Source organism: Streptomyces sp. NPDC051677, from assembly GCF_044453465.1.
Taxonomy (GTDB): domain Bacteria; phylum Actinomycetota; class Actinomycetes; order Streptomycetales; family Streptomycetaceae; genus Streptomyces.
Map to the genome: position 1 here is coordinate 315,675 of NZ_JBITCT010000003.1, position 12,671 is coordinate 328,345.

13 protein-coding genes and 1 rRNA gene are annotated in these 12,671 nt (G+C 72.4%); 3 read left to right on the plus strand and 11 right to left on the minus strand.

Annotation, left to right across the window (positions count from 1 at the left end; all coding sequences use genetic code 11):
• The first annotated feature begins 5 nt into the window (after positions 1-5).
• Entirely contained in the window at positions 6-902 is an 897-nt protein-coding gene (locus ACIBAF_RS05795) for an RNA polymerase sigma-70 factor (protein WP_399461840.1), read from the plus strand.
• A gap of 39 nt (positions 903-941) precedes the next feature.
• Here ACIBAF_RS05795 and recN read toward each other — a convergent pair whose 3' ends face one another.
• From recN to ACIBAF_RS05815, 4 genes are all read right to left on the minus strand, one after another.
• Positions 942-2,660 carry a DNA repair protein RecN gene (gene recN, locus ACIBAF_RS05800; protein ID WP_399461862.1) on the minus strand — a complete coding sequence of 573 codons (1,719 nt, stop codon included), beginning with the start codon at positions 2,658-2,660 and terminating at the stop codon, positions 942-944.
• Positions 2,661-2,764: 104 nt separating this feature from the next.
• Entirely contained in the window at positions 2,765-3,670 is a 906-nt protein-coding gene (locus tag ACIBAF_RS05805) for an NAD kinase (RefSeq protein ID WP_079663221.1), read from the minus strand.
• A complete protein-coding gene (locus ACIBAF_RS05810; RefSeq protein WP_399461841.1) occupies positions 3,667-4,482 on the minus strand; it encodes a TlyA family RNA methyltransferase in 816 nt (271 codons plus the stop codon). Before ACIBAF_RS05810 ends, ACIBAF_RS05805 begins: the two co-directional genes overlap by 4 nt.
• Before the next feature lie 7 nt (positions 4,483-4,489).
• Entirely contained in the window at positions 4,490-4,798 is a 309-nt protein-coding gene (locus tag ACIBAF_RS05815; protein ID WP_399461842.1) for a hypothetical protein, read from the minus strand.
• Between the two features lie 42 nt (positions 4,799-4,840).
• Here ACIBAF_RS05815 and ACIBAF_RS05820 point away from each other — a divergent pair, with 42 nt between their 5' ends.
• Positions 4,841-5,188, plus strand: coding sequence for an SCP2 sterol-binding domain-containing protein (locus ACIBAF_RS05820; protein ID WP_399461843.1), 348 nt, complete (start codon positions 4,841-4,843; stop codon positions 5,186-5,188).
• On the opposite strand, the gene ACIBAF_RS05825 is transcribed toward ACIBAF_RS05820, so the two are convergent.
• From ACIBAF_RS05825 to ACIBAF_RS05840, 4 genes are all read right to left on the minus strand, one after another.
• Positions 5,172-6,038 carry an ABC transporter ATP-binding protein gene (locus tag ACIBAF_RS05825; RefSeq protein ID WP_399461844.1) on the minus strand — a complete coding sequence of 289 codons (867 nt, stop codon included), beginning with the start codon at positions 6,036-6,038 and terminating at the stop codon, positions 5,172-5,174. The genes ACIBAF_RS05820 and ACIBAF_RS05825 overlap by 17 nt on opposite strands.
• Positions 6,035-7,093, minus strand: a complete 1,059-nt coding sequence (locus ACIBAF_RS05830) for a FecCD family ABC transporter permease (RefSeq protein ID WP_399461845.1) — start codon at positions 7,091-7,093, stop codon at positions 6,035-6,037. Before ACIBAF_RS05830 ends, ACIBAF_RS05825 begins: the two co-directional genes overlap by 4 nt.
• Positions 7,090-8,133, minus strand: a complete 1,044-nt coding sequence (locus tag ACIBAF_RS05835) for a FecCD family ABC transporter permease (RefSeq protein ID WP_399461846.1) — start codon at positions 8,131-8,133, stop codon at positions 7,090-7,092. Before ACIBAF_RS05835 ends, ACIBAF_RS05830 begins: the two co-directional genes overlap by 4 nt.
• Positions 8,134-8,272: 139 nt before the next feature.
• Positions 8,273-9,301, minus strand: a complete 1,029-nt coding sequence (locus ACIBAF_RS05840) for an HAD hydrolase-like protein (RefSeq protein WP_399461847.1) — start codon at positions 9,299-9,301, stop codon at positions 8,273-8,275.
• A 73-nt stretch (positions 9,302-9,374) separates the two neighbouring features.
• Between ACIBAF_RS05840 and ACIBAF_RS05845 the strand changes: the two genes are divergently transcribed.
• A complete protein-coding gene (locus ACIBAF_RS05845; RefSeq protein WP_399461848.1) occupies positions 9,375-10,658 on the plus strand; it encodes a DUF1015 domain-containing protein in 1,284 nt (427 codons plus the stop codon).
• Positions 10,659-10,767: 109 nt separating this feature from the next.
• Here the strand turns inward: ACIBAF_RS05845 and ACIBAF_RS05850 are convergent, their stop codons facing one another.
• The 3 genes from ACIBAF_RS05850 to rrf all read right to left on the minus strand — a co-directional run bounded on the left by ACIBAF_RS05850 (position 10,768) and on the right by rrf (position 12,496).
• Complete coding sequence (locus ACIBAF_RS05850) at positions 10,768-11,523, minus strand: hypothetical protein (protein WP_399461863.1); 756 nt, start codon at positions 11,521-11,523, stop codon at positions 10,768-10,770.
• Positions 11,415-12,182, minus strand: coding sequence for a hypothetical protein (locus ACIBAF_RS05855; RefSeq protein WP_399461864.1), 768 nt, complete (start codon positions 12,180-12,182; stop codon positions 11,415-11,417). The genes ACIBAF_RS05850 and ACIBAF_RS05855 overlap by 109 nt, the downstream gene beginning before the upstream one ends.
• 197 nt (positions 12,183-12,379) lie before the next feature.
• Positions 12,380-12,496 (minus strand): 5S ribosomal RNA (rrf, locus tag ACIBAF_RS05860).
• Positions 12,497-12,671: the final 175 nt, after the last annotated feature.

Here is a 12,671-nt window from a genome sequence, read left to right on the forward strand (position 1 = left end):
CAGACATGAGCGAGCACGCCACCGACCCGGCGACCGAGTCCTTCGTCGCCCACCGCAACCTGCTCTTCACCGTCGCCTACGAGATGCTCGGCTCGGCGGCCGACGCCGAGGACGTCCTCCAGGAGACCTGGCTGCGGTGGGTCGAGGTCGATCTGGGGCAGGTGCGCGACCAGCGCGCCTACCTGGTCCGGATCACGACCCGGCAGTCGCTCAACCGGCTGCGCACGATGAGCCGCCGCAAGGAGGCGTACGTCGGCCCGTGGCTGCCCGAGCCGCTGCTCACCGCCCCGGACGTGGCCGAGGACGCGCTGCTCGCCGAGAGTCTGTCGATGGCGCTGATGCTCGTCCTGGAAACGCTGTCGCCGACCGAACGCGCCGTCTTCGTGCTGCGCGAGGTCTTCGACGTCGGCTACGACGAGATCGCGCCCGCCGTCGGCAAGAGCCCTGCGGCCGTCCGCCAGATCGCCCACCGCGCCCGCCGGCACGTCGATGCCCGCCGTCCTCGCCAGGCGGTCTCCGCCGACGAGACGCGGGCGGCTCTGGAGTCGTTCCGGCAGGCCCTCGACACCGGCGACCCGCAGGGCCTCCTCGACGTGCTCGCCCCGGAGGTCGTCCTGGTGAGCGACGGCGGCGGCGTCAAGCAGGCCGCGCCGCGGCCGATCACCGGCGCCGACAAGGTGGCCCGCTTCGTCATCGGAGTTCTCGCCAAGAACGGCGGCCCGCTCACCCTCGCCCCCACCGTGGTCAACGGCAGCCCCGCCCTCGTCGCCCACCTGGGCGGCGAGCTCGACGGCATCATGGCGATCCGGGTCGAGGACGGCCGCATCACCGGCCTGTACTACGTCCGCAACCCGGCCAAGCTGTCCCGCGTCGCCGCCGAGACCCCGCTCACCCTGAGCTGAGCCCCCGCTCCCCAGGGCCACCGGTCCTTCGGGCCACCGCTACGCGTCCGCGCGAGCGGTGGCCAGCAGCTCCTCCGCGTGCGCCCGGGCCGTCTCGGAGTCCTCCTGTCCGGCGAGCATCCGCGACAGCTCCCGGATCCGCTCCTCGCCCTCCAGGACCTTGACGCCGGACCGGGTCACCGACCCGTCGTTGGTCTTCTCCACCAGCAGCTGCCGGTCGGCGAAGGCGGCGACCTGCGGAAGGTGGGTGACGACCACGACCTGCGCGGTCTTCGCGAGCCGCGCGAGGCGCCGCCCGATCTCCACCGCCGCCTTGCCGCCGACGCCGGCGTCGACCTCGTCGAAGAGGTACGTCGGCACGGGGTCCGTGCCCGCGAACACGACCTCGACGGCGAGCATCACGCGCGAGAGCTCACCGCCGGACGCGCCCTTGGCGATGGGCCGCGGCGGGGCGCCCGGGTGCGGGGCGAGCAGCAGCTCGACCTCGTCCACGCCGGCCGGCCCGTAGGCCACGGCCCGCCCGCCGACCTCGACGCCCTCGGGGTCCTCGGTCTGCCGGATGTCGAACGACACGCGCGCGTGCGGCATCGCGAGGGACGCCAGCTCGGCGGTCACGGCGGCGGCGAACCGCTCGGCGGCCTCCGTGCGCGCGTCCGTCAGCGCCTGCGCCAGCCCGCCGAGTTCGGCCCGCAGGGCGTCGCGTTCGGCGGTCAGCTCGTCGATGCGCTCGTCGTCGCCGTCCAGCTCGGTGAGCCGGGCGGCGCTCTGCTCGGCCCAGGCCAGCACGGAGTTCACGTCCTGCCCGTACTTGCGGGTGAGCGCGGTGAGCGAGGCCCGCCGCTCCTCGACGGCCGACAGCCGCAGCGGATCGGCGTCGAGGTCGTCGGCGTACCCCGCGAGCTCGCCCGCCACGTCGCCCAGCAGGATCCCGATCTCGCCGAGCCGGTCGGCGAGCGCGGACAGCGCCGGATCGTGCGACCTGACGGCCTCCAGGGCCCGCTGCGCGCCCGCGACGAGCGTGGCGGCGTCGATGCCCTCCGGGTCCTCCGGGTTGCCCGCCAGCGCGGCGTGAGCGGCCGTCGCGGCGGACGACAGCGCCTCCGCGTGCCCGAGCCGCTCGGCCTCCTCCGCCAGCTCCACGTCCTCCCCGGCGCGCGGTTCGACGCCGGCGATCTCGTCGAGCCCGAAGCGCAGCAGGTCGGCTTCCTGAGCCCGTTCACGCGCGCGCGTGACGATCTCCTCCAGCTCGACGGCCACCGCCCGCAGCCGCCGGTAGGCCTCGGTGTACTTGGCGAGCGGCACGGTCACCGCGTCCCCCGCGTACCGGTCGAGGGCCTGCCGCTGCCGGGACAGCTTCAGCAGCCCCTGCTGGTCGGTCTGCCCGTGCACGGCCACCAGTTCGTCCGCGAGCTCGGCGAGCACCCCCATGGGCACGCTCCGCCCGCCGACGTGCGCCCGCGAGCGCCCCTCGGCGGAAACGGTACGGCTGATGAGCAGCGCCCCATCGTCGAGCTCGGCCCCGGCCTCCTCGGCCCGCAGGACCACCGAGGCGCCCGCGGGCAGGGCGATCCGCCCCTCCACGACCGCCTTCTCGGCGCCGATCCGCACGAGCGCCGGGTCGGCGCGTCCGCCCAGCAGCAGCCCGAGGCTGGTGACCACCATGGTCTTGCCCGCGCCGGTCTCACCCGTGACGGCGGTGAAGCCTGGCGACAGCTCGACGACCGCGTCGTCGATGACTCCGAGCGACCGTATCCGCATCTCCTCCAACACGGAGAAGACCTTACGAGGTCGGGGGCAGGAAGTGCGAGGCACCCCGTCACCCGGGCGAGTGGACCTGCCCGGGGGACGCGGTGAGCCGACCGCTAGTGCCGGGCGCCCCGCCACCCCGAAACGGGCAGCGCGAACTTCGCCACCAGCCGGTCGGTGAACGAGGCGTGGTGCAGCCGGGCCAACCGCACCGGCACCGCGCCCCGCCGCACCTCCACCCGGGCCCCCGCGGGCAACTCGACGGTCCGCCGCCCGTCGCACCACAGGACGCCCGGCGGAATATGCGGCAGCACCTCCACCGCGAGCACCGAGTCCGGCGAGGTCACCAACGGCTTCGCGAACAGCGCGTGGGCGCTGATCGGCACCATCAGCAGCGCCTCGACCTCGGGCCACACCACGGGCCCGCCGGCGGAGAACGCGTACGCGGTGGAGCCGGTCGGCGTCGACAGGACGATCCCGTCGCACCCGAACCCGGTGACCGGCCGCCCGTCGATCTCCAGCACGACTTCGAGCAGCTTCTCCGCGCCGGCCTTCTGCACGGCCGCCTCGTTGAGCGCCCAGTCGGTGTGCACGATGTCCCCGTTGCGGTGCACGACGACGTCGACGGTCATCCGCTCCTCGACCTCGTACGCCTTCGTCACCACCCGGTCGACGACCTTGTCGAGGTCGTCGCGCTCGGCCTCGGCGAGGAACCCGACGCTGCCGAGGTTGACGCCGAGCATCGGCACGCCCGACGCCCGCGCGAACTCCGCGCCGCGCAGCAGCGTGCCGTCACCGCCGAGGACGATGAGCAGCTCGCACCCCTCCAGGCACTGCGGGGTGGCCTCGGAGACCAGCTCCACCTCGTCGGGCAGCGGCAGGTCGGCGGCCTCGTACTCCAGGACGCGCACCCCGATGCCCTCGCGCAGCAGCCCCTTGACCACCAGCTCGGCGCTGCGAATGGCCGCGGGCCGCCCGGTGTGGGCGAGCAGGAAAACAGTACGAGCTCGGTTCTGAGTCAACGCGGCCCCTCCGCAACTGCACGGTCAACATCGGCCGGGTCGAGGGCAGGCGCCCCGGCCCGGAGCCACAGAAAGTACTCGACATTGCCCGAGGGCCCGGGCAGCGGACTGGCGGTCACGCCCTTCACCCCGAGCCCCAGGTCCCACGCCTTCCCGGCCACGCCCCGCACGGCTTCCGCCCGCAACTGCGGACTGCGTACGACACCCCCGCTGCCGAGCCGTTCCTTCCCCACCTCGAACTGCGGCTTGACCATCATCACCAGGTCCGCGTCCGGCTTGGTGCACCGCGCCAGGGCGGGCAGGACCAACCCGAGCGGGATGAAGGACAAGTCCCCCACGACAAGATCCACAGGCTCCCCATCGATCGCTTCAAGCGTCAACTCGCGTACGTTCGTACGGTCCTTGACGGTGACGCGTTCATCGCTCTGGAGAGACCACGCGAGTTGTCCGTATCCGACGTCCACGGCCACGACCTGCGCGGCCCCCGCCCGCAGCAGCACATCGGTGAACCCGCCGGTCGACGCCCCGGCGTCCAGCGCCCGCCGCCCCTCCACCACGAGCCCCCGCGGCACGAACGCGGCCAGCGCGCCGGCGAGCTTGTGACCGCCCCGGGACACGTAGTCGGGGTTGTCCTCGTCGACGGCGACGACGATCGCGGCGGCGGTCTCCACCTGCGTGGCGGGCTTGGTCGCGACGGTCTTGCCGACGGTGACCCGCCCGGCGGCGATCAGCTGCCCGGCATGCTCACGCGAACGTGCGAGCTTGCGGCGGACCAACTCCGCGTCCAGACGGCGACGTGCGACTCCTGCCACGTTCGGTTCAGCTCCTACTGCCGTACGACGAGAGGGGCGCCGGAGGTCCCGGGCGGGCGTCGAGCGCGGTGAGCGCGTCACGCAGCCCCCGGTGTACATCCTCGTACACCTCGACGTGGCCGTCGGTGGCGAGGTGGTCGGCGTCGGCGAGGCGGTCCAGACGGGCGTCGACCTCGGCGTCACCGGTGGGCGTGCGGGGCACGTTCAGCGGGGCGGGGGCTGCGGGGTCGTCCTCCGGCGCGGGCTCCGCCGGCAACGTCTCCGGCAGCGTTTCCGCGCTCGCCTGCGGCTCCGCCTCCGGCACTGTGTCGCTCATGCCCAGACGCTACCTCGAACCGCTGGGGTACCGTCGGTCGCGATGGCCACGATCGAGGAGTGCCGCGCCGCACTCGAGAAGCTCTCCGACAGCATGGGCAGCGCCGAAGGGAACGTCCGGGCGGCCGCGGCCCTGGACCGTTCGGTGAGCTGCCGGATCACCGATCTGGACGTCACGTTCGTCGGCCGCATGACGGGCGGCCGGATCGTGGTGCAGGACACCCTGCAGGGTCCTCCTCGGGAGAAGGCCGAGATCAGGCTGACCATGACCGGCGACGACCTGGTCGCCCTGGTCGCCGGCGAGCTGAACTTCGCGAAGGCGTGGGGCTCGGGCCGGGTGAAGCTGGAGGCCGGCCTGCGGGACCTGTTCCAGCTCAGGAAGCTGCTGTGACGCTCTCCCGCGCACGTGCCTTCCGGGCCGCCGGCACCACCAGCGGCGTGCCCGTCTCCGGGTCCTCGATGACCTGACAGCGCAGCCCGAAGACCTCCTGAACCAGATGGGCCGTGACGACGTCGTTCGGCGCGCCCTCGGCGATGACCTCGCCGCCCTTGAGCGCGATCAGATGGGTGGCGTAGCGGGCGGCGTGGTTGAGGTCGTGCAGGACGGCGACGAGCGTGCGCCCCTGCTCCTCGTGCAGCTCCGCGCACAGGTCCAGGACGTCGATCTGGTGCTGGATGTCGAGGTAGGTCGTCGGCTCGTCGAGCAGCAGCAGCGGGGTCTGCTGGGCGAGGGCCATCGCGATCCACACGCGCTGCCGCTGACCGCCGGACAGCTCGTCGACGTACCGGTCGGCGAGCTCGGCGACCCCGGTCTGCGCCATCGACTCCTGCACGACCCGCTCGTCCTCGGCCGACCACTGCCGCAGGATGCCCTGGTGCGGGTAGCGGCCGCGGCCGACGAGGTCGGCGACGGTGATCCCGTCGGGCGCGATCGACGACTGCGGCAGCAGCCCCAGCGTCCGTGCGACCTTCTTCGCCGGCATCGACTGGATGACCTGCCCGTCGAGCAGCACCCGGCCCGTGGACGGCTTCAGCATCCGCGACAGCGCCCGCAGCAGCGTCGACTTGCCGCAGGCGTTCGGGCCGACGATCACGGTGAAGGAGTTGTCGGGAATCTCCACCGACAGCTGTTCGGCGATGACCCGCTGGTCGTAGGCGAGGGTCACGTTCTCGGCGGAGAGGCGGTTCACGGTGCTCCTTCGGTGGTTCGTCCCTCGGTTTCCGAGGGGGGTGGTGCTCATATCCGGCCGGCCTTGCGCTCGGTGACCAGCAGCCACAGCAGGTAGAGCCCGCCCAGCACGCCGGTGACCACGCCCACGGGCAACTGTCCGTCGCCGAACACCCGTTGTGAGGCCCAGTCGGCGGTGACCAGCAGGGCGGCGCCCATGCACAGGGACGGCACGAGGTTCGGCCCGGGCGAACGGGTCAGCCGCCGGGCGAGCTGCGGCGCGGTGAGCGCCACGAAGCCGACGGGGCCCGCCGCGGCGGTGGCGGCCGCGGTGAGCAGCACGGCGGCCACCATCAGCAGCAGCCGCACCCGCTCCACGCGCACGCCCAGCGCAAGGGAGACGTCGTCGCCCATCTCCATCATCCGCAGCCCCCGCGCGTTGGCGAGGACGAGCGGCACGAGCACGCAGGCCAGGATGAGCAGCGGCCAGACCTGCTTCCAGTCCCGGCCGTCGAGCGTGCCGGTCATCCACACGACCGCGCGTGCCGCGTCGACGAAGTCGGCCTTGGTGAGCAGGTATCCGTTGACCGCCGTCGCGACGGCCGAGACGCCGATGCCGACGAGCACCAGCCGGTACCCGTGGACGCCCCGCTTCCACGCCAGCAGGTAGATCAGCGCCCCGGTCACCAGCCCGCCGATCAGCGCGCCGACGGTCACCTGGGCGGCGCTGCCGGAGAACAGCACGATCATCACGAGCGCCCCGGCCGTCGCCCCCTGCCCGAGGCCCAGCACGTCCGGACTGCCCAGCGGGTTGCGTGACACGGCCTGGAACAGCGCACCGCCGAGCCCGAGCGAGGCGCCGACGAGCAGCCCCACCAGCACCCGCGGCAGCCGCAGGTCGTTGACGATGAACTCCTGCCCGGCGTCGCCGTCGCCCAGCAGCGTCCTGATGACGTCTCGGGACGAGATCGGGAAGTCGCCGGTGCCGATCAGCACCACGCTCGCGGCGAGCGCGGCGACCGCCAGCAGCACCACGACGATCAGCGCCCGCGGATCCAGCCGGACGGACAGCCCGCCGGGCGTGCGCACCGCACGCGGGCCACGAGGGGTCTTCTGCGCGGTCTTCACAGCTGGGCCGTCCTCCGCCGTCGTACGAGAAAGATGAAGACCGGGCCGCCGATGATCGCGGTGACGACGCCCACCTGCACCTCGGACGGCCGCGCGACGACCCGGCCGACGACGTCGGAGCCGAGCAGCAGCACCGGCGACAGGATCGCCGCGTACGGCATGATCCAGCGCAGGTCGGGGCCGGTGAACGAGCGCACGACGTGCGGGACCATCAGCCCGACGAACACGATCGGCCCGCAGGCCGCCGTCGCGGCGCCGCACAGCACGGTCGCCGCGAGCATCGACAGCGCCCGGGTCCGGTTCAGGTGGGCGCCGAGCGCCTTGGCCGTGTCGTCGCCCATGGCCACGGCGTTCAGCGGCCGGGCGAGCGCGAACGCGAGGAGCGTGCCGACGACCAGGAAGGGCAGCACCTGCCAGATGGTCTCGTCGGTCGCCGAGGACAGCGAACCGACCGTCCAGAAGCGCATCCTGGCCAGCGCCGCGTCATCCATGATCATCACGGCTTGGAGGTAGCCGTAGAGCGCGGCGCTGATCGCGGTGCCGGCGAGCGCGAGCCGCACCGGCGTGGCCCCCCGGCTGCCGCCGAGGAACCAGACGAGCGCCCCGACCGCGGCCGCCCCGAAGAAGGCGAACCACACATAGCCGGTCAGGCTCGTGACACCGAAGTAGGTGATGGCGGTGACGACGGCGGCCGAGGCGCCCGCGTTGATGCCGAGCAGCCCCGGGTCGGCCAGCGGATTGCGGGTCAGCGCCTGGAGCACCGCCCCGGACAGCCCGAGCGCGGCTCCCACGAGCAGTCCGAGCACGGTCCGCGAGAGCCGCTCGTCGACGACGACGTCCGCGTACGTCCCCGAGTCCTCGAAAACCCCGTGCCAGACCTGCGCGACGGACAGCTCCTTGGCCCCGACGGCGATGCTCGCCACCGCCACCAGCACCAGGACCGCCACGGCGGCAAGAAGTCCGACGGACCGCACCGCCCGGTGGTTCGGGGGCGCGGAAGCCGTCTCCGCGCGCTGCTCGGGAACGCTCTCAACCAACACCCAGTTAGGTTAACCTACCCTCCCCTTCTCCTTCGATCCCTGGTTCATGACCGTTGCCGGGTTCACAGGTTCGGGCCTCTCAACCGCCCACCGACCCAGGCGGACTCAACGGGCTTGGCTCATACCGGCTCACACGGACTCACAACCCCAGCCGCGCCAGCGCCTTCCCCCCGTCCGACCCGCAACTCCCGTCCCCCGCCGCCGTCCAGGCCGCCGCGCACAGCGCCCGCAGCCCGTCCAGGGCATCGCCCTCCCCCTCCAGCTCCAGGCGGTCCGCCCCCGCGGTCGCCGTCCAGCCACCGCACCGGAAGCCCTCGCCCGCCACGCCGACCTCCGGCTGCCCGGTGAGCAGTCCGCGCAGATCGTTGTCGACATACGTCGGACGGTGCTGCGGCGGCGCGGCCAGCAGCTGCGCCCCGTCGGTGACACCGGTCAGGACGAGCAGCGAGTCGACGTTCCCGTTGAACGCCCCCTCGATGTCCGTGTCCAGCCGGTCCCCGACGACCAACGGCCGCTCGGCGCCCGTGCGCAGGATCGTCTCCCGGTGCATGGGAGGCAGCGGCTTGCCCGCGACCTGCGGTTCGGCGCCGGTCGCGATCCGCACGACCTCCACCGCCGCCCCGTTGCCCGGCGCGATCCCCCGCCCGCTGGGAATCGTCAGGTCGGTGTTGGACGCGAACCACGGCACTCCGCGCGCGACGGCGTAGGACGCCTCCGCGAACCGCCCCCACGGCAGGTCCGGCCCGCCGAACCCCTGCACCACGGCAGCCGGATCGTCGTCCGCCGACTCCACCGGCACCAACCCGCGCTCACGCAGCGCGACCCGCAGCCCCTCCCCGCCGATCACCAGCACCCGCGACCCCGCCGGCACCTGCTCGCTGATCAGCCGCGACACCGCCTGCGCCGAGGTGATGACGTCCTCGGCGCCTGTCGGTATCCCCAGCTCGGTGAGATGCCCGGCGACCGTGTCCGGCGTCCGCAGCGCGTTGTTGGTGACGTACGCGAGATGCATCCCGCCCGCCCGCGCCACGGCCAGCGACTCGACGGCGTACGCGATCGCGTTGCCACCCGCGTACACCACCCCGTCCAGGTCGAGCAGCGCCGTGTCGTACGCCTCGCTCAGGGCCTGCCCACTGCCCTCGGGCCTCGTCCTGACGCTCCGGCTCATTCCACATCGCTCCTCGTTCGGTCCGCTTTCCCCCGATCATCCCGCATGCCACTGACACACGTACGATGCCGGGATGAACACAGCAGGTCACCCTGAGGCAACGGCGCCCCGAGGCCTGGAACTCACCCCGTTCCGAGGCCTGCGCTACGACCCCGACCGGGTCGGCAGTCTCGCCGCCGTCACCTCCCCGCCGTACGACGTCGTCGTCCGCCCCGACGGCCTGCACCACCTCCAGGACGCGGACCCGTACAACATCGTCCGGCTGATCCTCCCTCAGGCCACCACCCCCACGGCCCGCACCGAACTGGCCGCCGACGCCCTGCGCCGCTGGCTGTCCGAGGGCATCCTGACGGCCGACCCCGAGCCCGCCCTGTACGTCTACGAGCAACGGCACCCGGACGGCATGCTGCAGCGCGGCCTCATCGGCGCCCTGCGCGTCTCGGAGCCGTCGGAGGGGATCGTCCTTCCGCACGAGGACGTCATGCCGCACATCGTCGCCGACCGCGCGGCCCTGATGCGCGCCACGCAGGCGAACCTCGAACCCCTGCTCCTCACCTACCGCGGCAACGGCACGGCGGCCGAGATCGTGGACCGCACGGCGGAGCGCCCCCCGCTCCTGTCCACCACCACGGAGGACGGCTACAGCCACCGCCTCTGGGCGCTCACCGACCCCGCCGCGACGGCCCTCGTCCAGGCCGACCTCGCCCGCCACCAGGCTCTCATCGCCGACGGCCACCACCGCTGGGCGACCTACCTCCGGCTCCGTGCCGAGCACCCGTCCCCCAGCCCCTGGGACCACGGCCTGGTCCTCCTGGTCGACACCGCCCGCTACCCCCTGCGCGTCCGCGCCATCCACCGCCTCCTGCCCGGTCTGCCGGTCGCGCAGGCTCTGGCCGCGCTCGACGGCCGTTTCCGCGTCCGACGTCTGGAGGTCCCCCTCCCGGAGGCCCTCGACGCTCTGGCGGACGCGGCCGGCGCCGGCAACGCCTTCCTCCTGGCGGGCGACGGCGCCTTCCACCTCCTCGACCGGCGGGCCCCGACGCTCCTCGACCGCACGATCCCCGCCGACCGTCCGACGGCCTGGCGGACCCTGGACGCGACGGTCCTGCACGCCACGCTCCTCGACCACATATGGCACATCCCCGAGGACGACCCGACCCGCATCGCCTACATCCACGACACCGCGGCGACGGTGAGGAAGGCGGAACGCGACGGGGGTACGGCAGTCCTTCTCCACCCCGTCCGCGAGGAGGTCGTCCGCGACCTCGCCCGCCAAGGCATCACGATGCCCCGCAAGTCGACGTCGTTCGGCCCGAAGCCGGCCTCGGGCCTGGTCCTGCGCGCACTGGACCTCTGAGCACGCGGAACCCGGAACCCGAACGCCCTGAACGCCCTGAACGCAGGAAGGGGCGGGAACCGGTGCACTGCACCGGTTCCCGCCCCTTCACCTCACTGCCTTCAGTGCCTCAGTCCTCGTCGCGGTCGGCCTCGTCCTCGGCCTTCTCCACGACAGTTCCCTCGGTCTCGGCCTCGGTCTCGGTCTCGTCGAGGGCGTCGACGAAGTCCACGCCGTCCAGCTCGGCGAGCCGGTCCGAGGCGTCCGTGCTGCCGTCCCGGTCGGCCTCGACGGCCTTCGCGAACCACTCCCGCGCCTCACCGTCACGCCCGGCGGCGAGCAGTGCGTCGGCATACGCGTACCGCAGTCGCGCGGTCCACGGCTGGACGGAGTTGGAAGCCAGCTCGGGGCTCTGCAGCGTCACGATCGCCGCGTCCAGCTGCCCCATGTCACGCCGGGCGCCGGCCGCGACGAGCCGCATCTCCACCTGGCCGGCCTTGTCGAGCTTGTTCACCTCGGGAGCGCCGGCCATGTCCAGCGCCTTCTCCGGCCGTCCGAGGCCGCGCTCGCAGTCGGCCATGACGGGCCACAGCTCGACGCTGCCCGTCATACGCCGCGCGGCCCGGAACTCGGCGAGCGCCTCGCTGTACTTCTGGTTGGCGTACGCGGCGAACCCGCCCGCCTCCCGCACGGCGGCGACGCGCGAGGCCAGCCGCAGGGCCACCTTGGAGTAGGCGTACGCCCCCTCGGGATCCTCGTCGATCAGCCGGGCGACCATCACCAGGTTCTTGGCCACGTCGTCGGCGAGCGTCTTGGGCAGGCTCTGCAGCTCCTGCCGTACGTCCTTGTCGATCTCCTCGCCGGTGACGTCCTCCGGGATCGGCAGCCGTTTGATCGGCTCACGGTCCCGGTCCCGCTCGTCACGGAAACGGCTGCCGCCGCCACGCCTGTCGTCCCGACGGTCGTCGCGCCCGTCACGGCCCCGGAAACCACCGGGCCGCCCACCGCGGTCGTCCCGCCGGGGGCCACGGTCGTCCCGCCCACGGAAGCCACCACGGTCATCGCCCCGACGGTCGTCACGGCGGTCGTCACGCCGGTCGTCCCGGCGGAAGGGAAGACGCTCGCCGCGGTCGTCGCGGCGGAAGGCGGGCCGGTCCCCACGGTCGTCGCGACGCGGCCCACGGTCCCGGTCGTCACGCTGGAACGCCGGACGAGACCCACGATCGCCCTCGCGCCGGTCATCCCGCCGGTCATCCCGCCGATCGTCACGACGGCCGTAACCACCGCGGTCCCGATCACGGTCACGATCCCCGAAGCCGCCACCACGATTGTCATCGCGACGGAACCCACCACGGTTGTCGTCACGGCGGTTGTCGTCACGCCGGTCATCGCGCCGGAAGGCGGGCCGGTCCCCACCACGGTCACCACGCTCACCGCGGCCACGGTCGTCACGACCGCGGTCATCACGGCGATCGTCTCGACGGACGTAGCCTGCACGGTCGTTGTCGCGGCGGAAGCCGCCACGGTCCCCGCGGTTGCCGCCACGATCGCCGCGGTCCCCACTGTCCCGTCGCCGCTGGTCGCGCTCCGGTCGGTCGTCGGGAGAGTTGGTGGACATCGGTGACTCCTGTCTTCGGTACCGCATATATTCTCGCGCACCCGGGTACCCGGCGCGCTCCAGAAAAACAAAAAGGACCCTTGGTCCCAGCTGAACGCTGGGACCAAGGGTCCTTCCAAAGATTGTTCGGCGGCGTCCTACTCTCCCACAGGGTCCCCCCTGCAGTACCATCGGCGCTGTAAGGCTTAGCTTCCGGGTTCGAAATGTAACCGGGCGTTTCCCTCACGCTATGGCCACCGAAACCCTAATGGTTTCGAGCGAACAAGCACACTTTTTACTTGTTTTCAGCTCTAGCCGGCAACAGTCGTTGCCTCAGAACTAACACAGTGGACGCGAGCAACTGAGGACAAGCCCTCGGCCTATTAGTACCGGTCAGCTTCACCCATTACTGGGCTTCCACATCCGGCCTATCAACC